General features: G+C 73.7%; 20 protein-coding genes. 10 read left to right on the forward strand and 10 right to left on the reverse strand.

The window, feature by feature from the left end; all coding sequences use genetic code 11:
* Positions 1 to 355: 355 nt before the first annotated feature.
* From IE237_RS20005 to idi, 3 genes are all read left to right on the forward strand, one after another.
* Entirely contained in the window at positions 356 to 1297 is a 942-nt protein-coding gene (locus IE237_RS20005) for a cation diffusion facilitator family transporter (RefSeq protein ID WP_189803407.1), read from the forward strand.
* 243 nt (positions 1298 to 1540) lie between these two features.
* Positions 1541 to 2800 carry a bifunctional class I SAM-dependent methyltransferase/N-acetyltransferase gene (locus tag IE237_RS20010; protein WP_189803408.1) on the forward strand — a complete coding sequence of 420 codons (1260 nt, stop codon included), beginning with the start codon at positions 1541 to 1543 and terminating at the stop codon, positions 2798 to 2800.
* A gap of 152 nt (positions 2801 to 2952) precedes the next feature.
* Positions 2953 to 3573: an isopentenyl-diphosphate Delta-isomerase gene (gene idi / locus IE237_RS20015; protein WP_189803409.1), complete on the forward strand. Its 621-nt coding sequence runs from the start codon at positions 2953 to 2955 to the stop codon at positions 3571 to 3573.
* An 87-nt stretch (positions 3574 to 3660) separates the two neighbouring features.
* On the opposite strand, the gene IE237_RS20020 is transcribed toward idi, so the two are convergent.
* A complete protein-coding gene (locus IE237_RS20020; protein WP_189803410.1) occupies positions 3661 to 4113 on the reverse strand; it encodes an ATP-binding protein in 453 nt (150 codons plus the stop codon).
* A 268-nt stretch (positions 4114 to 4381) separates the two neighbouring features.
* On the opposite strand from IE237_RS20020, the gene IE237_RS20025 reads away from it, so the two are divergent.
* Positions 4382 to 5125, forward strand: a complete 744-nt coding sequence (locus tag IE237_RS20025) for an enoyl-CoA hydratase/isomerase family protein (protein ID WP_189803411.1) — start codon at positions 4382 to 4384, stop codon at positions 5123 to 5125.
* An 18-nt stretch (positions 5126 to 5143) separates the two neighbouring features.
* Here the strand turns inward: IE237_RS20025 and IE237_RS20030 are convergent, their stop codons facing one another.
* Both IE237_RS20030 and IE237_RS20035 read right to left on the reverse strand, forming a co-directional pair.
* Positions 5144 to 5788 (reverse strand): DJ-1/PfpI family protein, encoded by a 645-nt coding sequence (locus tag IE237_RS20030; protein ID WP_189803412.1) that lies wholly within the window; start codon positions 5786 to 5788, stop codon positions 5144 to 5146.
* A 16-nt stretch (positions 5789 to 5804) separates the two neighbouring features.
* Entirely contained in the window at positions 5805 to 6785 is a 981-nt protein-coding gene (locus tag IE237_RS20035; RefSeq protein ID WP_189803413.1) for a GlxA family transcriptional regulator, read from the reverse strand.
* 128 nt (positions 6786 to 6913) lie between these two features.
* Between IE237_RS20035 and IE237_RS20040 the strand changes: the two genes are divergently transcribed.
* The 5 genes from IE237_RS20040 (at position 6914) to IE237_RS20060 (ending at position 12106) form a co-directional block, all read left to right on the forward strand.
* A complete protein-coding gene (locus IE237_RS20040) occupies positions 6914 to 7780 on the forward strand; it encodes an SCO6745 family protein (protein WP_189803414.1) in 867 nt (288 codons plus the stop codon).
* A 107-nt stretch (positions 7781 to 7887) separates the two neighbouring features.
* Positions 7888 to 10305 carry a Tex family protein gene (locus tag IE237_RS20045; RefSeq protein WP_189803415.1) on the forward strand — a complete coding sequence of 806 codons (2418 nt, stop codon included), beginning with the start codon at positions 7888 to 7890 and terminating at the stop codon, positions 10303 to 10305.
* Positions 10306 to 10514: 209 nt separating this feature from the next.
* A complete protein-coding gene (locus IE237_RS20050; RefSeq protein WP_189803416.1) occupies positions 10515 to 10970 on the forward strand; it encodes a DUF2690 domain-containing protein in 456 nt (151 codons plus the stop codon).
* Positions 10971 to 11031: 61 nt separating this feature from the next.
* On the forward strand, positions 11032 to 11478 hold the full coding sequence (locus IE237_RS20055) for a DUF2690 domain-containing protein (RefSeq protein WP_189803417.1): 447 nt from the start codon (positions 11032 to 11034) through the stop codon (positions 11476 to 11478).
* A 175-nt stretch (positions 11479 to 11653) separates the two neighbouring features.
* Positions 11654 to 12106: a DUF2690 domain-containing protein gene (locus IE237_RS20060; protein ID WP_189803418.1), complete on the forward strand. Its 453-nt coding sequence runs from the start codon at positions 11654 to 11656 to the stop codon at positions 12104 to 12106.
* Between the two features lie 73 nt (positions 12107 to 12179).
* Here IE237_RS20060 and IE237_RS20065 read toward each other — a convergent pair whose 3' ends face one another.
* The 4 genes from IE237_RS20065 to IE237_RS20080 are packed head-to-tail and all read right to left on the reverse strand — an operon-like array spanning position 12180 to position 15450.
* Entirely contained in the window at positions 12180 to 12581 is a 402-nt protein-coding gene (locus IE237_RS20065; RefSeq protein WP_189803419.1) for a hypothetical protein, read from the reverse strand.
* Positions 12578 to 13321, reverse strand: coding sequence for a 2-phosphosulfolactate phosphatase (locus IE237_RS20070; RefSeq protein ID WP_189803420.1), 744 nt, complete (start codon positions 13319 to 13321; stop codon positions 12578 to 12580). Before IE237_RS20070 ends, IE237_RS20065 begins: the two co-directional genes overlap by 4 nt.
* Before the next feature lie 28 nt (positions 13322 to 13349).
* Entirely contained in the window at positions 13350 to 14987 is a 1638-nt protein-coding gene (locus IE237_RS20075; RefSeq protein ID WP_189803421.1) for an ABC-F family ATP-binding cassette domain-containing protein, read from the reverse strand.
* Positions 14988 to 15000: 13 nt separating this feature from the next.
* Positions 15001 to 15450, reverse strand: coding sequence for a hypothetical protein (locus tag IE237_RS20080; RefSeq protein WP_189803422.1), 450 nt, complete (start codon positions 15448 to 15450; stop codon positions 15001 to 15003).
* Between the two features lie 70 nt (positions 15451 to 15520).
* Here IE237_RS20080 and IE237_RS20085 point away from each other — a divergent pair, with 70 nt between their 5' ends.
* On the forward strand, positions 15521 to 16477 hold the full coding sequence (locus IE237_RS20085) for an FAD-dependent oxidoreductase (RefSeq protein ID WP_189803423.1): 957 nt from the start codon (positions 15521 to 15523) through the stop codon (positions 16475 to 16477).
* Between the two features lie 61 nt (positions 16478 to 16538).
* Here the strand turns inward: IE237_RS20085 and IE237_RS20090 are convergent, their stop codons facing one another.
* The 3 genes from IE237_RS20090 to IE237_RS20100 all read right to left on the reverse strand — a co-directional run bounded on the left by IE237_RS20090 (position 16539) and on the right by IE237_RS20100 (position 20353).
* The gene (locus tag IE237_RS20090; RefSeq protein WP_189803424.1) at positions 16539 to 16841 is read right to left on the reverse strand and encodes a hypothetical protein; all 303 of its coding nucleotides are present in this window, start codon (positions 16839 to 16841) and stop codon (positions 16539 to 16541) included.
* Between the two features lie 118 nt (positions 16842 to 16959).
* Complete coding sequence (locus tag IE237_RS20095) at positions 16960 to 18273, reverse strand: M14 family metallopeptidase (RefSeq protein WP_189803425.1); 1314 nt, start codon at positions 18271 to 18273, stop codon at positions 16960 to 16962.
* A gap of 37 nt (positions 18274 to 18310) precedes the next feature.
* Complete coding sequence (locus IE237_RS20100) at positions 18311 to 20353, reverse strand: Xaa-Pro dipeptidyl-peptidase (RefSeq protein ID WP_189803426.1); 2043 nt, start codon at positions 20351 to 20353, stop codon at positions 18311 to 18313.
* Positions 20354 to 20515 lie beyond the last annotated feature (162 nt).

The raw sequence follows: 20515 nt of genomic DNA on the forward strand, positions 1-20515 counted from the left end.
GGCGGGGCCATGGCGGCCCCGGCGCGGCGGTGCGGCCCGGCACCGGGCGGCGACACGTCGGCTGAGGCTATCGGATGAACGGAAGGCGAGTTCACCGAGGCTTCTCCGGCAGGACTCCCCCGGGACCGTCCGTGTCCGTCCGGGTGCGCCGCGTCCTGTGGAGATCATCATGGGCGATCGGCGGCCCACCCCACAAACCCCGTTCCGGGAGGCCGGTGGCCGGATCCCCCCGATCGGACGTCGTCGCAGGTCAGAGCATATGACAACGGTGTTCAGTACCGTGTTGCACATACCCCCCACCCGTAGTTCACTTGCGAATCGGGGCACACACACGACACGACCGGGAGGCCTTGTCATGGGGGCTGGACACGACCACGGGCACAGCCACGGCGGCCCGCCGCCGACGGGTACGGCGGGCGCCGCGTACAGGAACCGACTGCGGATCGCGCTCGGCATCACGCTCTCCGTGATGGTGATCGAGATCATCGGCGGCCTGGTCGCCGACTCGCTCGCGCTGATCGCCGACGCGGCGCACATGGCGACCGACGCCGTCGGCCTCGCGATGGCGCTCCTCGCGATCCACTTCGCGAACCGGCCGCCCTCGGGGAACCGCACGTTCGGGTTCGCCCGGGCCGAGATCCTGGCGGCGCTCGCCAACTGCCTGCTGCTCCTCGTCGTCGGCGGCTACGTGCTGTACGAGGCGGTCCAGCGGTTCCTGGAGCCGGCCGAGACCAAGGGCGGTCTGGCGATCGCCTTCGCCGCGGTCGGCCTGGTGGCCAACGTGATCTCGCTGTCGCTGCTCATGCGGGGCCAGAAGGAGAGCCTCAACGTGCGCGGGGCGTATCTGGAGGTGCTCGCGGACGCGCTGGGCTCGGTCACCGTGATCGTCGCCTCCGGGATCATCCTGGCGACGGGCTGGCAGTACGCCGACCCGATCGCCTCGATCCTGATCGGCCTGATGATCGTGCCCCGTACGCTCAAGCTGCTGCGCGAGACCCTGGACGTGCTCCTGGAGGCGGCCCCCAAGGGCGTCGACATGGCGGAGGTACGGGCGCACATCCTGGCCCTGCCGGGCGTCGAGGACGTGCACGACCTGCACGCCTGGACGATCACCTCGGGGATGCCGGTGCTCTCCGCGCACGTGGTCGTCGACCAGGGCGCGCTGGACTCGGTCGGGCACGAGAAGATGCTGCACGACCTCCAGGGCTGCCTGGGCTCGCACTTCGACGTGGAGCACTGCACCTTCCAGCTGGAGCCCGCCGGGCACGCGGAGCACGAGGCGAAGCTCTGCCTCTGAGCGGCTCCGCCCCGGGAGCCCGGGGAGCGGATGCCCTCCCCGGGCCGACCGCCACCTGTTAGTCTTTTCGTACGAACACGTGTGGAGAGGAGCTGAGGTTGATGACCGTCGCGATGGAGGCTGCCCAGTGCGGCAGCGCCCGGTCGTCCCTCAGCCTCCGGGTCTCCGGCTGACCTGATCCCGGTCTTCCCACCGGTACGTCACGTCGTCGGCCGGGACCCTCGTCACCAAGGGTTTCCCACGTTGTCCGACAACGCTCTGCACGACTCCTTCTTCGCCCTGCACCACGGTCTGCCGCGGCAGGGTCCCGGCTCCGACACCACCACCCGCCGGCTCCTCGCGCTCGCGGGGAGGCTTCCGGAGCGCCCGCGCGTGCTCGACCTGGGCTGCGGCCCCGGCCGTTCCGCGCTGCTCCTGGCCGCCGAGGCGGGCGCCGAGGTGACCGCCGTCGACACCCACGAACCGTTCCTCGCGGAGCTGCGGGAGACCGCCGCCGCCCGCGGGCTCGACGGTTCGGTCCACACCCTGAACGCCGACATGGGCGCACTGCCGTTCCCCGACGGCTCCTTCGACCTGGTCTGGGCCGAGAGCTCGGTCTTCGTCCTCGGCTTCGACCGGGCACTGGCCGAATGGCGCAGGCTCCTGGCCCCCGGGGGCACCCTGGTGCTCACCGAGTGCGTCTGGACCACCGAGGAGCCGGGCCCGGCGGCCCGGGGCTTCTGGGAGGACCACTACCGGCTCCGTACCGTCGCCGGGAACGCGGCGGCGGCGATCGAGGCCGGCTACCACGTCCTGGGCACCGTCCCGCAGCCCGACGGCGACTGGGACGAGTACTACGTCCCGCTCGCCGCGCACGCCGACGCGGCGGACACCACCGTGCCCGGCATGGCCGAGGCGGTGGCCGGGGCCCGCGCCGAGATCGCGCTGCGCCGCGACCACGGCTCCGACTACGGGTACGCCGGCTTCGTCCTGCGGCCCGCCGATCCGCGCTGGCGCACCCGCCCCGAGACCGACGCGGACGCGGCGGACATCCGCCGGGTCGTGGCCACGGCCTTCGGGTCGGAGGCGGCGCCCTCGGAGACGGAGGCCGATCTCGTCGAGGCGCTCCGCGTCCACGACGCCTGGCTGCCGGGTCTGTCGTACGTGGCCGAGGCCCCGGACGGCACGGTCGCGGCGCACGCGATGATCACCCGCTGCCTGGTGGACGGCGTCCCCGCGGCCGCGCTCGCCCCGGTCTCGGTGGCTCCCGCGCACCAGCGGACGGGGGCCGGGCAGGCCGTCGTCCGGGCCGTGCTCGACGCGGCCCGGCTGCGGGGCGAACCGCTCGTGCTCGTCCTGGGCCATCCGGAGTACTACCCGCGGTTCGGGTTCGTACGGGCGTCCGAGTATGGAATCAAGCCAGGTTTCGAGGTCCCGGACGAGGCGATGATGGCGCTCGTCCTGGACGGTTCGACACCCGTCCCGCCGGGCACACTCGTCTATCCGGCACCTTTCGGGGTGTAGTGCCCCGTAGAGTCCCTCCCGCTCCCGCCGCACCGGCTGTACTCCGGTGTGGTGGGAGCGGCCACGTCCGGCCGCCGAAGTACGGACAAGCCGCTTTTGTACGGCAGACTGTGGTGGCCCCACCGGGCCGAGGACCGATGCGAAGGATGGGTATGCCGACCACACCAGCCACCGCGGCTCAGATCTCGCCGGAGATCGCGTCGAACGGTGTCCAGCCGTCCGGAGTCCCGGCGCCGATCATGCTCGAACTGGTCGACGAGGAGGGGAGGACCATCGGCACCGCGGAGAAGCTCGCCGCGCACCAGGCTCCGGGGCAGCTCCACCGCGCCTTCTCCGTCTTCCTCTTCGACGAGTCGGGCCGGCTGCTGCTCCAGCGGCGGGCGCTCGGCAAGTACCACTCCCCCGGCGTCTGGTCGAACACCTGCTGCGGCCATCCCTACCCCGGCGAGGCCCCCTTCGCCGCGGCGGCCCGGCGCACCTTCGAGGAGCTGGGCGTCTCGCCGACGCTGCTCGCGGAGGCCGGCACCGTCCGCTACAACCACCCGGACCCGGCCTCGGGTCTGGTGGAGCAGGAGTTCAACCACCTCTTCGTCGGCCTGGTGCAGGCCGAGCCGCGGCCGGACCCCGAGGAGATCGAGTCCACCGCCTTCGTGACCGCCGACGAGCTGGTCGAGCGGCACGCCGCCGCGCCCTTCTCCGCCTGGTTCATGACGGTCCTGGACGCGGCGCGTCCGGCGATCAGGGAGCTGACGGGTCCGTCCGGGGGCTGGTGACCACCCACGCCGGACACACCCCTCCCGGCCCCGGTGCCATCGGGGCCGGGGCCCGTCCGACCGTGCGCGCCGCCCCGGCGGGAACCGTCAGACGGGCCCCAGGGGCAGCGCCGCCCAGATGATCTTCCCGCCGCTCGCGGTGTGCTCGACGTCGCAGGCGCCGCCGGCCTCCTGCGCGATCTCACGGACCAGGAGGAGCCCACGGCCGCCGGTCTGCCCCCAGTCCGCCTCCAGGGCCTTGGGACGGTACGGGTGGTTGTCCTCGACGGACACCCTGATCCATTCGGGGCCGATCGCGACCTCGACCGCTATTTCCGGGGAGAGCAGCGCCGCGTGCCGCACGGCGTTGGTCACCAGCTCGGAGACGATCAGCAGCAGGCCGTCCATGATCTCCTGATGGACCGGGACGCCCTGGCGGACCAGCAGGTCGCGTACCGCGTGCCGGGCCTGCGGGACGGAGACGTCGACCGCTGCAGCGGTGAAGCGCCAGACTCCTTCGTAGGACGGTTGCCCGGCGGGGGCGCCTCCGTGGGTCTCCACGGTCCCGTTCCCACCTTCGTGCTCGATTCTCGCCACGGATCGAGTCTTGGCAATGCGCGCGGGCCGACCTACCTACTGACCAGAAGTCGACACTTATCGGCCACCTTCTGATCGGCCGAGTATGCCAACGTCAGTTGTTCGACTGATCCTGCACGGTTTCTGAGAACTCCGGAGGCGGGCTCGCGGCTCCGGCCGCACTGCGGCCCGCACACCACCCACCCCACCCTTCCTGATCGTACGTTCGGGCCCGGCGGATAGCATCCGCCCCATGGAGCCGCAGCTGAAGGACAGCGTCACGGACGGGATCGCCACCGTCGTCATCGCCAACCCCGCCAAGCGCAACGCGATGAGCGCCGGAATGTGGCGCGCCCTGCCCGGCCTCCTGGAGCGGCTCGCCGCCGACCCCGCCGTCCGGGTCCTGGTCCTCACCGGCGAGGGCGACACCTTCTGCGCCGGGGCGGACATCTCGGCGCTGCGGGAGCCCGGTGACGAGCAGCAGACGCTCGCGGTACGGGCCGAGGAGGCGCTCGCGGCCTTCCCGAAGCCGACGCTCGCCGCCGTCCGCGGCTTCTGCGTCGGGGGCGGCAGCCAGCTCGCCGCCGCCTGCGACCTCCGCTTCGCCGAGGAGGGCGCCCGCTTCGGGATCACGCCCTCGAAGCTCGGGATCGTCTACCCGTCCTCGTCGACCCGCAGGCTCACCGCCCTGGTCGGCCCCTCGACCGCCAAGTACCTGCTGTTCTCCGGCGAGTTGATGGAGGCCGAGCGGGCGCTGCGGACCGGGTTCGTGGACGAGCTGCACCCGGCGGGCGCACTGGACAAGCGGGTGGCCGAATTCGCCCGGGTGCTCGCCTCCCGCTCCCTGCTCACCCAGGCGGCGGCCAAGGAGTTCGCCGACGGGCGGCTGGACCGGGACGCCCACTGGGCCGAGCAGGCGCGCGGCAGCGGCGACACCGCCGAGGGTGTCGCCGCCTTCCTGGAGCGCCGCGCACCCCGCTTCACGTACGGGCTCTGAGGCCCGGCGGGCCTTCGCTCAGCTCCCCTGGGGGAGGTCCTCCGTCCTCACGCTCCGCCACCGCGCGACGATCGCGGCCGGGGCCTTCTCCGGCGAGCCCGCGTCGTACGGCGGCTGCGGGTCGTACTCGGTGAGCAGCTGGATCGTCTGGGCGGTCTCGTCCCCGGCGATCCGGCCGAGCAGGTGCAGCGCCATGTCGATGCCGGAGGAGACGCCGGCGGCCGTGACGTACTTGCCGTCGAAGACGACCCGCTCGCCGGTGGGCTCGACGCCGAGGGCGCGCAGTTCGTCGAAGGCGAGCCAGTGGGTGGTCGCCCGGCGGTCCTTCAGCAGGCCCGCCGAGGCGAGGATCAGCGAGCCGGTGCAGACGGAGGTGGTCCAGGTGCTGGTGGCGTCGGCCGTACGGAGCCAGTCGAGGGTCTCCTGGTCGTGCATGGCGACGCGCGCGTCGGGGCCGCCGGGGACCAGGACGATGTCCGGGCGCGGGACCTCGGCGAGGCTCCGGTCGGCGACGAGCGCGAGGCTGCCCTGGTCGTTGCGGACCGGGCCCGCCTCCTTGGCCACGAAGACGGTCTCGGCGCCGGGGAGGCGGGCGAGCAGCTCGTACGGGCCGACGGCGTCGAGGGTGGTGAAGCGGTCGTAGAGCAGGACGGCGATCTGCACGGAGGTCCCTTTCGGTTCAGTGGAGTCGGTCGACAGGCGAGTGGAAGCGGCGGCGGTACTCCGCGGGGCCGGTCCCCAGGGCTTTGAGGAAGGCGCGGCGCATCGCCTCGGGCGTGCCGTACCCGGAGGCGCGGGCGACCTCCTCGACGCCGCGCGAGGTCTCCTCCAGGAGGCGGCGGGCGTGTTCGAGCCGGACCCGGTCGACGTAGCGGCCGGGCGGGGTGCCGGTCTCCGCGTGGAAGGCGCGGGCGAAGTGGCGTGGCGAGAGCCGGGCACGGGCGGCGAGCGCCTCGACGGAGAGGTCCTCACCGGGGTGCTCGCTGATCCACTGCTGGAGGTCCCGCAGCGGCTCCCTGCGGGCGGTCTGGGCGGACAGCTGGGCGCTGAACTGGGCCTGGTTGCCCGGGCGGCGCAGGAAGACGACCAGGTGGCGGGCGACGGTGAGGGCGACGTCCCGTCCGAGGTCCTCCTCGACCAGGGCGAGGGCCAGGTCGATGCCGGCGGTGACCCCGGCGGAGGTGGAGAGCCGCCCGTCCCGTACGAAGATGGGGTCCGGGTCCACGTCGACCCCGGGGTAGCGGCGGGCGAGGTGGTCGCAGGCGATCCAGTGGGTGGTGGCCCGGCGCCCGTCGAGGAGCCCGGCCTCGGCGAGGAGCAGGGCCCCGGTGCAGACGGAGACCAGGCGTTCGGCCTGCGGGGCGTGGGTGCGCAGCCAGTCGATCAGGGCCGGGTCGGGGGCGCGGGTGCCCTCGCCGCCGGGGACGACGAGGGTGTGCGGGGGCCCGTCGGCGACCGCGGCGTCGAGGCCGGTGTCGGGGAGCAGGCGCAGTCCGCTGTGCGTACGGACCGGTCCGCCGTCCAGGGAGGCGGTGCGGATCGGGTAGGCGGACGGGTCCCCGGCGGCGCGGGCGGCACCGGCGAACACCTCGACGGGGCCGGTGACGTCGAGGCTCTGGACGTCGTCGAAGAGGACGACGAGGACGGGTCGCTGCGTCATGGCTCCATCCTTGGCGGGTCCCGTGACGTCCGCAACGACGGAGAACCCACCTTTCCTGCCATCCCGGCGTCCACTCGGGTCGGCCCGGCCGTTCCCGTCGTACCGACCAGTCGGTAACGTTCGGCTCCATGACGACTGCTCTCCCCCCGCGCGCGGGACGCCGCTGCCACAACGCCCTCAACCCGCTGCACTCCACGCTGTACTTCTCGCCCGACCTGGACCGCGAGTTCGCCGCCCTCGGATTCACCGACCCGAGCGCGATGCGGCTCGCCGCGCGGAGCGCCGCGCTCGGCGCGGTGGGCGCGGGCACGGTCGCCGCGGCCTTCTACAACTACAACCACGAGCTGCTCGCCCGGCACCTCCCGGGCGTCTGGGAGACCGCCTCCCCCGCCGAGGTCCTGGACGCGCGCCTGCGGACCGTGGACGCGACCCTGCGCCGGCTGCTCGGCGACGAGGCCGTCGCCTCCCCGGAGATGGCCGAGGCGGCGGAGCTCGCCCTGCGCGCCACCGAGGCCTGCACCCGGCACGCCCGGCCGCTCTACTCCGCCCACGCCGACCTGCCGGTGCCCGAGGAGCCCCACCTCGCCTACTGGTACGCCGCCACCCTGCTCCGCGAGCACCGGGGCGACGGCCACCTCTCCGCGCTGCTCTCCGCCGGGCTCGACCCCGTCGAGGCCCTCGCCTCGCACACCGCCACCGGCAAGGGCATGGCCCCGCGCTGGGTCCTCGGCACGCGCGGCTGGGGCCGCGCCGACTGGGAGGCGGCGACGGAGCGGCTGCGCGGGCGCGGACTCCTCGACGCGGACGGCGAGCTGACGGACTCGGGCACGGCGCTGCGCGCCGAGCTGGAGGAGCACACCGACCGCCTCGACTCCGCCCCGTACGAGCACCTCGGCGCGGCCGGTGTCGAGCGCCTCACCGAGCTGGGACGCGGCTTCCTGTTCACGGCGGCCGGCGCGGGCGCCTTCCCGGCGGACCTGGTCGGCAAGGGCTGACCCGGCGGACCGGTGACGCGCGGGACGGGTCGGTTGCCGCGTCCGGGTGACCGACCCGGCAGAATGCACTCGCAAGCTTGAGGCACGAGAAGGCGAGTCGGGACACCGTGACGACGTCCATCGAAGCAAGGATCGCCGAGGAGCTCGGCGTACGCGAGCGACAGGTGAAGGCAGCCGTCGAGCTCCTCGACGGCGGTTCGACCGTGCCGTTCATCGCGCGCTACCGCAAGGAAGCGACCGAGATGCTCGACGACGCGCAACTGCGCACGCTCGAGGAGCGGCTGCGCTATCTGCGCGAGCTGGAGGACCGCCGGTCGGCGATCCTCGACTCGGTCCGCGAGCAGGGGAAGCTGACGGACGAGCTGGAGGCGAGCATCCGGGCCGCCGACACCAAGGCGCGCCTGGAGGACATCTACCTGCCGTTCAAGCCGAAGCGCCGGACGAAGGCCCAGATCGCCCGCGAGGCCGGTCTGGAGCCGCTGGCCGAGGGCCTGCTCGGCGACCCGTCCGTCGAGCCGGCGGCCGCCGCGGCGGCCTTCGTGGACGCGGACAAGGGCGTCGCGGACGCCGCCGCGGCCCTGGAGGGGGCGCGGGCGATCCTCGCCGAGAAGTTCTCCGAGGACGCCGACCTCATCGGCGAGCTGCGCGAGCGCATGTGGGGCCGCGGGCGGCTCGTGGCGAAGGTGCGCGAGGGCCAGGAGGAGGCCGGAGCGAAGTTCGCCGACTACTTCGACTTCGCCGAGCCCTTCACCGCGCTGCCCTCGCACCGGGTGCTCGCCATGCTGCGCGGCGAGAAGGAGGACGCCCTCAGCCTGGAGCTGGAGCCGGAGGAGCCCACCGAGGGCCCTTCCTCGTACGAGGGGATCGTCGCGGGCCGCTTCGGCGTCGCCGACCGGGGCCGCCCCGGGGACAAGTGGCTCCGGGACACGGTCCGCTGGGCCTGGCGGACCCGCATCCTGGTGCACCTCGGGATCGACCTGCGGCTGCGGCTGCGGACGGCCGCCGAGGACGAGGCGGTCCGGGTCTTCGCGGCGAACCTGCGGGACCTGCTCCTCGCCGCGCCGGCCGGCACCCGCGCCACGCTCGGGCTCGACCCCGGTTTCCGTACGGGCGTGAAGGTCGCCGTCGTCGACGCGACCGGCAAGGTCGTCGCCACCGACACGATCTACCCGCACGTCCCCGCCAACAAGTGGGACCAGGCGCTGGAGAAGCTGGCGCGGCTCGCGAAGGAGCACGCGGTCGAGCTGGTCGCGATCGGCAACGGCACGGCCTCGCGCGAGACCGACAAGCTGGCGGCCGAACTCCTCGCCAAGCACCCCGAGCTGAAGCTGACCAAGGTCATGGTCTCCGAGGCCGGCGCCTCGGTCTACTCGGCCTCCGCCTTCGCCTCGCAGGAACTCCCGGGCCTCGACGTGTCGTTGCGCGGTGCCGTCTCCATCGCCCGGCGGCTCCAGGACCCGCTGGCCGAGCTGGTGAAGATCGACCCGAAGTCCATCGGCGTCGGCCAGTACCAGCACGACCTGGCCGAGGTGAAGCTCTCCCGCTCGCTCGACGCGGTCGTCGAGGACTGTGTGAACGGTGTCGGCGTGGACGTCAACACCGCCTCGGCGCCGCTGCTTTCGCGGGTCTCGGGCATCAGCTCCGGCCTCGCGGAGAACATCGTCGCGCACCGGGACGCCAATGGCCCGTTCCGCTCCCGCCGGGCGCTCAAGGACGTGGCCCGGCTCGGGCCGAAGGCGTACGAGCAGTGCGCGGGCTTCCTGCGCATCCGGGGCGGCGACGACCCGCTCGACGCCTCCTCGGTCCACCCGGAGGCGTATCCGGTGGTGCGCCGGATGGTGAAGACGACCGGCGGCGAGGTCGCGGCGCTGATCGGCGACACGGGCACGCTGCGCTCGCTGCGCGCGGACGACTTCGTCGACGAGACCTTCGGTCTGCCGACGGTGACGGACATCCTGCGCGAGCTGGAGAAGCCCGGGCGCGACCCGCGCCCGGCGTTCCGTACGGCCACCTTCAAGGAGGGCGTCGAGAAGATCGGCGACCTCGCGTCCGGGATGGTCCTGGAGGGTGTCGTCACCAACGTGGCCGCGTTCGGCGCGTTCGTGGACGTCGGTGTGCACCAGGACGGTCTGGTCCACGTGTCGGCGATGTCGAAGACCTTCGTCAAGGACCCGCGCGACGTGGTGAAGCCCGGCGACGTGGTCAAGGTGAAGGTCCTGGACGTGGACATCCCACGCAAGCGGATCTCGCTGACGCTGCGGCTCGACGACGAGGCGGGCGCCGACGCCCAGGGCGGCGCGCCCCGGCGCGAGCGGGGCGAGCGCGGCGACCGGGGCGAGCGCTCCGGCCGGCCGCCGCAGCAGCGTCAGGGCGGTGGCCGGCGGGCCGAGGGCGGAAACCGGAACGACCGCGGGGACCGCGGCGGCCGGGACCGTTCGGCGGCGCCCGCGCCCGCCAACAGCGCGATGGCGGACGCCCTCCGCAAGGCCGGCCTGCTCGGCGAGGGCGGTAAGAAGCGCCGATAGACGCGCAGGTCGGATGTGGTTTCCGACATGCGGGGCGAGGCGTCCCCGCGCTCCCGGACAAGGGGGCGCGGGGACGACCGGGGAGCAACCGGGCATCGCAACGAGGCGGCCCGTTTTGCCCGTTGACGCGCTCAGGACAGGCGACCATGATCGTCTTCGGCCTCCACGGGGGAGGCGCATGATTCCTGCTCCTGGAGGTCGTTCCACTCATGAAGCGCATGATCGCGAGGATCGCCGGCGTCGCCGCCGCCGCCATGACCATGGCCCTCGTCCCGCTCGCCGGCACCTCGTACGCCGCCGGCTGCTCCGGCGCCGGCTGTGACAACCGTGGCCCCGTCTCCATGGGCTGCGACGCCGACGCCGTCACCAAGGGCAGCGCGACGTCCCGCACCCACTCCGGCCTCAGGGTCGAGCTGCGCTGGTCCCCCACCTGCCAGGCGGCCTGGGCCCGGGTCACCGCCACCGGTGAGCAGTGGTACGAGCGGTACGGCGTCATCGAGAAGTGGTCGGGCAAGGGCTCCGGGTTCCAGCGCAGCCTCCAGGTGACGTTCCCCAACCCGGGCTCGGACTGGACCAACATGCTGGGCAGCCCCACCGCCTACTACCGCGCCTGCATCAGCGCCCCCGCCGCCACGGACGAGGTGGACTGCACCCCCTTCTGGTAAACCCGCCGACCCCCGCGTCCGCGTGTCCGAGCTCGTCCACTCCCAGAGGAAACAACCACAGATGAAGCGCATGATCGCGAAGGTCGCGGGCATCTCCGCCGCCGCGATGACCATGGCCCTCGTCCCGCTCGCGGGCACCTCGTACGCGGCCGGCTGCTCCGGCAGCGGCTGCGACAACCGCGGCCCCGTCTCCATGGGCTGCGACGCCGGCGCCACGACCAAGGCGTCGACCGTCAACGGCAACGGCTTCAAGGCCGAGCTGCGCTGGTCCGACGCATGTCAGGCCGGGTGGGTCCGCACCACGTCCCCCGACGGCAGCCAGTGGTGGCCCCGGTACGGCTCCATCGAGAAGTGGTTGGGCCCCGGCACCGACTTCCAGCGCAGCCTCTCGGTGCAGTTCCCCTACGAGGCGGGCACCGACTGGTCCAACATGCTGGGCAGCGGCAGCGCCTACTACCGCGTGTGCATCAGTGACAACGGCAACGTGACCTGCAGCAACTTCTGGTAGACCGCTGCCCCCACGTCCGCACGAGTGAGGCCACAGCCCATCGGGCCGTGGCCTCCCCGCGCGGGACCCCGAGGCGGTCCGACCAGCCATTGACGTGGACAGGACAGACCGCCATGATCGGCCCGGCCTCCTCGTGAGGCCACGACGTCCCCCCTCCTGGAAATGGCACCAGCTCATGAAGCGCTTCCTCGCGAAGACGGCGGCGGTCTCCGCCGCCGCGATGACCCTCGCCCTCGTCCCCCTCGCGGGCACCTCGTACGCCGCCGGCTGCTCCGGCGCCGGCTGTGACAACCGCGGCCCCGTCTCCATGGGCTGCGACGGCGACGCCGTGACGAAGCAGACCGCCTACGCCGACGGCAGCCTCAAGGCCGAGCTGCGCTGGTCGCCCGCGTGTCAGGCCGCCTGGGTCCGCGTCACCGACCCGTCCGGCCCCAACGCCTGGTGGGACAAGTACGGCTACATCGAGAAGTGGTCGGGCTACGGCACCGGCTTCCAGCGCAGCCTCCAGGTCACCTTCCCCGACCCGGGCAGCGACTGGTCGAACATGCTCGGCGGCAGCACGTACTACTACCGCGTCTGCATCAAGGACTCCGGCACGGGCCAGATCGACTGCAGCAACTTCTGGTAGAGCGCCGGCCCCCGCGCCCGCATGAGTGAGGCCACAGCCCTGCAGGGCTGTGGCCTCTTCGCGTGCCGCCCGGCTACGGGAGGAAGCGCAGCGCCCAGTCGGCGCGGTTGGCGACGGAGAGGTCCTCGTCCTCCGTCATCGGCTGGAGCAGACGGCGCGCCGCCTGCGGGTCCGCCTGGACCAGCTCGACGATCTCGGCGGCCAGGCCGTCCTGGTCGTCGCCGAGGTCGACCGCGGAGGCGCGGATCAGGGTCGGGAGGGCGTCCGGGCCGCCGAGGGCGGCGAGGACGCCGCCGAGCAGCTCCCGGGCATAGGCGTTCCGCTCGGTGAGGGCGCGGTCCAGCTCCGCCTGGAGGCGCGGCAGGAGACCGGCGTCGCCGGAGGCCGCGATCTCGTCGGCGAGGTCGATCGTCTCGTCCACGTCGGCGTCCAGATCGTCCAGCATCTCGGTCAGCCGGGTCAGTAGGTCGGTCATGGTGCCTCCTGGAATGCGCCGTCCACGAGGAAGGGCACGGCCGTCGAGCGGTCGATCTCGGCGGCCACCGCCACGTCCTGCGGAAAGCCGTACTCGTACAGTTCACGGCCCGAGTCGCAGCCGTGCAAGGCGGCGACCGGGTCCTCGGTCGCGTCCCACAGCGTGGCCGCCGCGGTCGCCTCCGGGGTCAGGGTGCGCGGGCCTCCCGCGGCCCGCAGTCCGGCGAGGACGGCGCCCGCGCCCAGCAGGTCCTCGAGCGCCGGGCGCAGCGAGCCGTCGGGCCACCGCTCGCCGGAGGCGATGACGGCGAGCGGGCGGTCCGCCGTGCCGTACCCCTCGTGGGCGAGCCGGCGGGCCACGGCCGAGTGGTTGCGCAGGGAGGCCGCGACGACGGTCGCGCCGCGCGCGGTGGCCTCCGCGGCGATGGTGGAGCCGTTCGGGGACGGCAGGACCAGGCGGTCGGGCATCGGCACGGGCGCGCTGCGCAGGGCGGCCGGGGAGAGCGACCACGGGTGCGCCTCGGTGGCCTCGCGCCGGCCGACGGCGAGCACGGCGTCCCGCTCCCGCGCGTACGCGGCGGCCGTCGCGTCCCTCCAGCGGTACGGGAGGACGGCGGTGCCGCCCTCGACGGCGACGCCCACGGCGGTGGTGAAGGAGAGCACGTCGACGACGACCACGCAGGCTGCCGCCGGGCCGAGGGCCCGCGCCTCGACCGGGCCCCAGCCGAAGGAGACCGTCATCGCGCGCTCCGCAGGGGGAGGACCGGCATCAGAGCTCGGTCACCTTGCCGTCGGCGACCTCGATGCGGCGGGTGGTGCGGACCGCGTCGAGCATGCGCCGGTCGTGGGTGACGAGGAGCAGCGTGCCGGTGTACGAGTCGAGGGCGGACTCCAGCTGCTCGATGGCCGGCAGGTCCAGGTGGTTGGTCGGCTCGTCGAGGACGAGCAGGTTCACGCCCCGGCCCTGGAGCAGGGCGAGCGCGGCGCGGGTCCGCTCGCCCGGGGAGAGCGTGGTGGCGGGCCGCATGACGTGGACGGCCTTGAGGCCGAACTTGGCGAGCAGCGTCCGGACCTCGGCGGGCTCGGTGTCGGGCACGGCCGCGCAGAACGCCTCCAGGAGCGTCTCCGTGCCGTGGAAGAGCTTGCGGGCCTGGTCGACCTCGCCGACGACGACGCCCGAGCCGAGGACCGCGTCGCCGGAGTCCAGCGGCAGCCGGCCGAGGAGGGCGGCGAGCAGGGTCGACTTCCCGGCGCCGTTGGCGCCGGTGACGGCGACCCGGTCGGCCCAGTCGATCTGGAGGGTGACGGGACCGAAGGAGAAGTCGCCCCGGCGCACCTCCGCCTCGCGGAGGGTCGCGACGACCGAGCCGGAGCGGGGCGCGGCGGCGATCTCCATCCGCAGCTCCCACTCCTTGCGGGGCTCGTCGACGACGTCGAGGCGCTCGATCATGCGCTGGGTCTGCCGGGCCTTGGCGGCCTGCTTCTCGCTGGCCTCGCTGCGGGCGTTGCGGCCGAGCTTGTCGCCGTCGGTGGCCTTGCGGCGGGCGTTCTTGACGCCCTTGTCCATCCAGGACCGCTGCATGTGGCCGCGCGCCTCGAGGGCGGCCTTCTTGCCGGCGTACTCCTCGTAGTCCTCGCGCGCGTGGCGCCGGGCGGTGTCCCGCTCCTCCAGGTACGCCTCGTAACCGCCGCCGTACAGGGTGATCTGCTGCTGGGCGAGGTCGAGTTCGAGGACCTTGGTGACGGTGCGGGTGAGGAACTCGCGGTCGTGGCTGATGACGACCGTCCCGGCGCGCAGCCCCTTCACGAAGGACTCCAGGCGCTCCAGGCCTTCGAGGTCCAGGTCGTTGGTGGGCTCGTCGAGCAGGAAGACGTCGTAGCGGGAGAGCAGGAGGGAGGCGAGGCCGGCGCGAGCCGCCTGGCCGCCGGAGAGCGAGGTCATCGGCTGGTCGAGGCCGACGGTGAGGCCGAGGGAGTCGGCGACCTCCTCGGCGCGCTCGTCGAGGTCGGCGCCGCCGAGGTTCAGCCAGCGCTCCAGGGTGATCGCGTACGCGTCGTCGGATCCGGGCGTGCCGTCGACGAGCCCCTGGGTGGCCTCGTCCATGGCGGCCTGGGCGGCGGCGACGCCGGTGCGGCGGGCGAGGAACTCCCGCACGGTCTCCCCGGCGCGCCGCTCGGGCTCCTGCGGGAGGTGGCCGACGGCGGCGGTGGGCGGGGAGAGCCGCAGCTCGCCCTCCTCCGGGGTGTCGAGCCCGGCGAGGAGCCGCAGCAGGGTCGACTTGCCGGCGCCGTTGACGCCGACGAGGCCGATGACGTCGCCGGGGGCGACGACGAGGTCGAGCCCGGCGAAGAGGGTGCGTTCGCCGTGGCCGGCGGCGAGGTCCTTGGCGACGAGGGTTGCAGTCATCAGGGAACGAATCCTAGGCGACGCGGCGACACGCCGAGGATTCGAGGAGCCGGAGCAGTACGGAGCGGTAGGCCGCGGCATGGAAGCGGTAAGGGCCGACGCCGGGGTAGCCCTCGCGCTCGGGGTCGGCGGTGGGGCCGGTCTGCCAGGCGAAGTCGCGCCAGACGACGTCCCCGCCCTCGCGCGCGACGACGGCGGTGACCGCGCCGCAGCCGGGGTCCTCGCAGTCGGGGCAGGAGTGGATCACCTGGCGGCTGCCGTCCGCCAGGAGGAGGCGGTGGGCGTGCTCGGCGCGGACGGTGGGCGGAAGGTCCGCCGCGAGGGGCGAGACGGTGTCGAAGCCGTCGGTCTCGTCGAGCCGGTGGAGCAGCGGCCTGCCGTCGACGAGGAAGTCGTGGTGGAGGTGCTCCCCGCCCGGACGGGCGGCGGAGACGAGGTCGAGGGGCGTGTGCGGGACCGGCATGACTCCAGTGTTTCCGCCTTCCGTGGCCGCACGGTCCCGGAAATGTCCCGGTCCCGGTACGGTCCGGATCATGAGGAGCGACGTGATCGTGGTGGGCGGCGGGGTCGTCGGACTGGCGACGGCCACGACCCTGGCGGAGCGCGGGCTGCGGGTACGGATCTGGTCGCGGGACGCCGTGACCGGGACGACCTCGGCGGTGGCCGGCGCCCTGTGGTGGCCGTACCGGATCGAGCCGGCGGCCGAGGCCGGCGCCTGGGCGCTCGACTCCCTGCGGGTGTACGGGGAGTTGGCGGCCGATCCGGAGCGGAGCGGGGTCCGGTGGGTGGCCGGGGTCCACGCGGACACCGTCCTCGACGGTCTCGGTCCGTGGGCCGAGGAGGTCGAGGGGCTGCGGGAGTTGGCGCCGGAGGAGGTGCCGGGGCCGTACCGCACGGGGCTCGCGGCGCGTCTGCCGCTGATCGACATGCCGGTCCATCTGGCGTTTCTGCGGGACCGGTTCGAGGCCCTGGGCGGGGTCTTCGAGCGGCGCGAGGCGCGCGCGCTCGACGAGGCGGCGGAGGAGGCCCCGGTGGTGGTCGACTGCGCGGGGCTCGCTGCGCGCGAGCTCGTACCGGATCCCGGACTGCGGCCGGTGCGGGGGCAGTTGGTCCTGGTGGAGAACCCCGGGATCGAGGAGTGGTTCACGGCGGCGGACGAGTCGGCGGGCGAGACCACGTACTTCTTCCCGCATCCCGACCGGCTGGTGCTGGGCGGGACGGCCGAGGAGGGCGACGAGCGGCTCGCTCCGGATCCGGCGACGGCGGCGGCGATCGTGGCGCGGTGCGCGCGGGTGCGGCCGGAGATCGCGGAGGCGCGGATCCTCGGGCACCGGGTGGGGCTGCGGCCCGGGCGGGTGGGCGGGGTGCGGATCGAGGCGGTGCCGCTGCCGGGCGGCGGACGGCTCGTCCACCACTACGGGCACGGTGGCGCGGGGGTGACGGTGGCCTGGGGCTGCGCGGCGGCCGCGGCGGATCTGGTCGTCGGCTGACGCCGGAACGACCGCGGGGCGGTCGCCGTCCTTTCGGATGGCAACCGCCCCGCGTGACGTACTACTTCCAGAGCGGCGGCTTGCTGTTGTTGTCCGCGTCGGCGCACGCCTTGGCCTGGCGCTCCAGCGCGTCGGCGCGGGCGAAGGCCTTGCGGGCCTCCGTCGTGGCGCCGAGGCGCTTGAGCTGGTTGCCGCGGTCGCGCTCCTTGTGGGCGTCGGCCCGCAGCTTGCCGACGTTGCAGGTGATCGTCCTGGCGGCGGCCGGCTCGGCCGTCACCGTCTGTCCGAGCAGCACGCCCCCGGCGAGCAGCGTCGTGGCGAGCAGAGCCGTCAGGGTTCGGCGTGCGGGCTTGGTGTGGCGCATGGTGGTTCTCCAACTTCAAGGCCTTGTGGGCCTGTTCGAGGCATGGTCAGTACCAGCAAGTAACTTTACCTCGGCAAACATCGGAATCACGCCACGCCTGGCCGGGAGCACCCGATCGTCAACACCTCTCCACAGGACTCCCACTGACGAGGTGATAGCTCGCACGCGCGTCCAGGAGCAGCGGGACCAGCGCGCGCTGCGACTGGCGCAGCGGCACGAGGGCTCCGGCGCCCTCCGCCCGTACGGTCACGCCGTGCAGGGCGAGTTCGTCGCCCACTTCGGCGTACTGCGCGGCGTCCAGGCGGTAGCCGCAGGGCGGGTCGGCGAGGATCTCCGCCGGCTCGGCCGGGTCGTTGTCGGCGCCGCCGAGGTAGACCGGGCCCCGGTCGGCGAAGCCGGTGCGCCGGGCGAGGGAGGTGGCCGCCGTGAGCGGCCCGCGCCGCTCGTCGAGGTAGGCGAAGGCTCCCTTCAGGGCGGCGTGCTGGGTGGCGACGCGACGCCGGTGGTTGCGGGCCGGGTCGTCCTTCTCGGCCTGGTCGAGGGCGTCCACCCGGGTCTCGACGAGCAGGCCGGCGGAGTGCTTGATGCCGGCCGTGTTGCGCAGGATCCGCTCCTGGCCGTCACCGGCGACCTGCTTGATCGGCTCCCCGGTGAGGGGGTCGGTCCAGATGCCGTAGATGCCGCTGCTGTAGCCGGCGAGCCCGGCGGTGGGCCGGACGTAGGACTCGGAGAGCGTCCGGGACTCGTCGTGGACGTGCGGGTCGGCGTCGAGGCTGCGCGGCCAGAGGGCGAGCAGGTCCTTGTCGTAGTAGCGGGGGGTGGCACCGTACTCGTGGAGGTCGTAGACGAGCGCGGGCCGCCGGTCGCGGACGACGGCGGCGATCGCTCGCGCCTCTGCGGTCCGCAGGGCGAGGTGGTCGCGGTTGACGTCGACGCCGTCGCCGTTGCCCCGGGTGTCGGCCTCCCGGCCGTCGGGGTTCGCGGTGGGGACGACGAGGAGGGTGGTGCGCGCGAGGAAGCGCCGCGTCTCCGCGTCCCGGGCGTACGCGAGGTCGCGCACGGTGCTCAGACAGGCCTCGCGGCCGGCCGGCTCGTCGCCGTGCTGACTGCACACGAGCAGGACGGTCGTGCCGCCGTGGCCCGCGCCGAGCGTGGCGAGCCGCAGCGGGCGGCCCTGCCCGGTGGTGCCGATCTCGCGCAGCGACACCCGGTCGCTCCCCCGGTCGACCGCCGCGAGGAAGTCCCCCTCCTCGGCCTCGGTGGTCCACCGGGCGCCCCCGCTCTCCTCGAAGCCGGTGCGCGGCAGGGGCCGCGCGGGCGCGCTGTCCGCCGCCTTGGCGGGGACGGTGACGAGCGGCAGGGCGAGCGCGGCGGCACCCACCGCGAGGGCGAGTGTCCGCCGGGAACCGCGGCGCACGGTACGGCTGTTCATCGGCGGCTCCCGATCCTGACCGACGGGGTACGGGGGTTCATCGGGCGGCTCCCGGAGGGACGGCGTCCGCCGCGCCGGGCAGGCGCGGTCCGCTGACGGCGACCGGCGGGGCGCTGCCGGTCAGGGACGGGGCGTAGGGGGGCGACGGCACGGCCGGGGCCGGTCCCGTCGTCGCCCGGTCGAAGGCCCCGGCACCGCCGACGAGGGGCAGCCTCGCCCAGGTGCGGGAGAGGTCGAGGATGACGGTCGGGGTGGTCGACGGAGGGTCGAGGAGGTCCTTGTCGGTGCCGCCGACGATCAGGGCGAGCCGGTGACCGGCCGGGACGACGTGGTCGGTCGCGGCGAGGTCGAGGGTGAGGGTGTACGCCCTTCCGGGGGTCAGCGGGCGCTCCTCGCGCGGGTCGGCCCAGGTGCCGAGGTCGGCCCAGCCCCGGCTGACGACCGTGGACGCGACGTCGGTGGTCCGGGCGGCCGTCTCCCTGAAGCAGGCGCTGTCGCCCGGGGTGCTCGCGCCCCAGCAGGTGCGGTCGGTGAGCGTGGTGATGCCCTCGCCGGTCGCGGCGTAGTCCCGGATCGTGTCGGGCCCGAGGTCGACGAGGACGGCGGAGAGGTGCGCGGTGGAGGTGGTGGGGGTCGCGGTGACGGTCACCTTCGAGGAGCCGGAGATCCGCAGGTCCCGGGAGAGCGGCCGGGTGACGAACCCGGCCTTCTCGGGGGTCGGGGCGTCGATCCGCGCGGCCCAGTCCAGCTCGCCCAGGCCCGGGTCGTCGGTGAAGACCGCGGTGGAGCCGGGAGCGGCGGGCGCACGGCCGAGGACGCCCGGACCGGAGACGGCACCGGGGGCGGGGCGCAGGGTCGTGGTCGCGGTGGCGCGCGGCGGCCACTGCCGGTCGGTCGTCCAGACGTCCGGGGCGCGCTCGATGTCGGCGACGGGCTCGCGGTCGATGCCGTTGTCGTAGCCGAGGAGGTAGTGGTCGAACCAGCGGTGCAGGGTGCGGACCCAGTCGGCGCGCCGGAAGTCGAAGGGGTCGACGTGGCCGGTCTGGGAGAGCCAGATCTTCCGCTCGACGCCGTGGGAGGCGAGCGCGTCCCACCAGCGGCCGAACTGGCCGGCGCGGACGTTGAGGTCCTGCTGCCCGTGGACGACGAAGACGCTGGCCCTGACCTTGCCGGCGTCCTTCACGTGGTCGCGCTCGGTCCAGGCCGGGGTCCAGTCGCCGCTGTAGGGGGTGCCTGCGGTGATCCGGTCCTGGACGGCGCCGCAGCGGCCCTGTGCCTCGGGGCTGTTCACGTACTCGGAGAGCCAGCTGGGGTTGGCGTTGTAGAGCGGTGCCCCCTGCGAGTGGAAGTAGTCGTACCAGGAGGAGATGGCCCCGATCGGAACGATCGTTTTCAGCCCTTCCACGCCGGTGGCGGCGACGCCGTTGGCGATGGTGCCGTCCCAGCTCTTGCCGATCATGCCGACGTTCCCGGTGCTCCAGGCGGTGGCGCGGGCCGGCGTCCCTCCGGTGCGGGAGGTGTAGCCGCGGGCGCGGCCGTTCAGCCAGTCGACGACGGCCCTGGCCGACCGGACGTCGGAGCGCCCGCCGACGTCGTCGCAGCCGTCGGAGCGGTTGGTGCCGGCGAGGTCGACGGCGACGAAGGCGTAGCCGCGCGGGACGAAGTAGTTGTCGTAGAAGAGCGGGAGCTGGACGGGGTTCCCGTCGGCGTCGTAGGTCTTCTTCTGGCCCTCGTTGCCCCGTCCGCAGCAGGCGTAGTAGGGGCTGGCGTCCATGATGACCGGGATCTTCCGGCCGGCCGCCGCGGGCTCGCGGGGGCGCACGATGTCGACGGCGACCCGGTCGGCGCGTCCGTCGCCGTCGCCGTCGAGGCCGGTGTCGACCCAGACGGACTCGCGGACGGCGTCGGCGTACGAGTGGACCGGCCGGGACTCGCGCACGAAGGACGCCGCGGGCGCGGTGGGCTCCGGCCGTGCCCCGGCGGGCGTCACCAGGGTCGCGAACAGGGCGGCCGTGGCCGCGGACACGAGGGTTCCGTACGTCAGTCGGGCTCCGCGGGTTCTCCGCTTTCGCATCGGCATGCGCCGGAACGTACCCCGGTCAACTCCCGGGCAAAAGAGTGCCGGAGGGAATCGGACGGGATTCAGGGGCATTCCGGTGACGGACGGGTTCATGTCGGCCGAATGGCGATCGTGTGACGGGGCGTCCTCTGGACGTGACGGTGCGTCGGGGGGCTGAATAAG

It is taken from the genome of Streptomyces tanashiensis (genome assembly GCF_014648895.1).
Taxonomy (GTDB): Bacteria; Actinomycetota; Actinomycetes; order Streptomycetales; family Streptomycetaceae; genus Streptomyces; species Streptomyces tanashiensis.

Bases quoted from the DNA above. Each gene is read 5' to 3' on its own strand.
- IE237_RS20040 (WP_189803414.1), top strand. From the start codon at position 6,914: ATGACGACTGCTCTCCCCCCGCGCGCGGGACGCCGCTGCCACAACGCC.
- idi (WP_189803409.1), top strand. From the start codon at position 2,953: ATGCCGACCACACCAGCCACCGCGGCTCAGATCTCGCCGGAGATCGCG.
- IE237_RS20055 (WP_189803417.1), top strand. From the start codon at position 11,032: ATGAAGCGCATGATCGCGAAGGTCGCGGGCATCTCCGCCGCCGCGATG.
- IE237_RS20080 (WP_189803422.1), bottom strand. From the start codon at position 15,450: ATGCCGGTCCCGCACACGCCCCTCGACCTCGTCTCCGCCGCCCGTCCG.
- IE237_RS20060 (WP_189803418.1), top strand. From the start codon at position 11,654: ATGAAGCGCTTCCTCGCGAAGACGGCGGCGGTCTCCGCCGCCGCGATG.
- IE237_RS20100 (WP_189803426.1), bottom strand. From the start codon at position 20,353: ATGCCGATGCGAAAGCGGAGAACCCGCGGAGCCCGACTGACGTACGGA.
- IE237_RS20090 (WP_189803424.1), bottom strand. From the start codon at position 16,841: ATGCGCCACACCAAGCCCGCACGCCGAACCCTGACGGCTCTGCTCGCC.
- IE237_RS20065 (WP_189803419.1), bottom strand. From the start codon at position 12,581: ATGACCGACCTACTGACCCGGCTGACCGAGATGCTGGACGATCTGGAC.
- IE237_RS20085 (WP_189803423.1), top strand. From the start codon at position 15,521: ATGAGGAGCGACGTGATCGTGGTGGGCGGCGGGGTCGTCGGACTGGCG.
- IE237_RS20075 (WP_189803421.1), bottom strand. From the start codon at position 14,987: ATGACTGCAACCCTCGTCGCCAAGGACCTCGCCGCCGGCCACGGCGAA.
- IE237_RS20005 (WP_189803407.1), top strand. From the start codon at position 356: ATGGGGGCTGGACACGACCACGGGCACAGCCACGGCGGCCCGCCGCCG.
- IE237_RS20070 (WP_189803420.1), bottom strand. From the start codon at position 13,321: ATGACGGTCTCCTTCGGCTGGGGCCCGGTCGAGGCGCGGGCCCTCGGC.
- IE237_RS20025 (WP_189803411.1), top strand. From the start codon at position 4,382: ATGGAGCCGCAGCTGAAGGACAGCGTCACGGACGGGATCGCCACCGTC.
- IE237_RS20035 (WP_189803413.1), bottom strand. From the start codon at position 6,785: ATGACGCAGCGACCCGTCCTCGTCGTCCTCTTCGACGACGTCCAGAGC.
- IE237_RS20050 (WP_189803416.1), top strand. From the start codon at position 10,515: ATGAAGCGCATGATCGCGAGGATCGCCGGCGTCGCCGCCGCCGCCATG.
- IE237_RS20095 (WP_189803425.1), bottom strand. From the start codon at position 18,273: ATGAACAGCCGTACCGTGCGCCGCGGTTCCCGGCGGACACTCGCCCTC.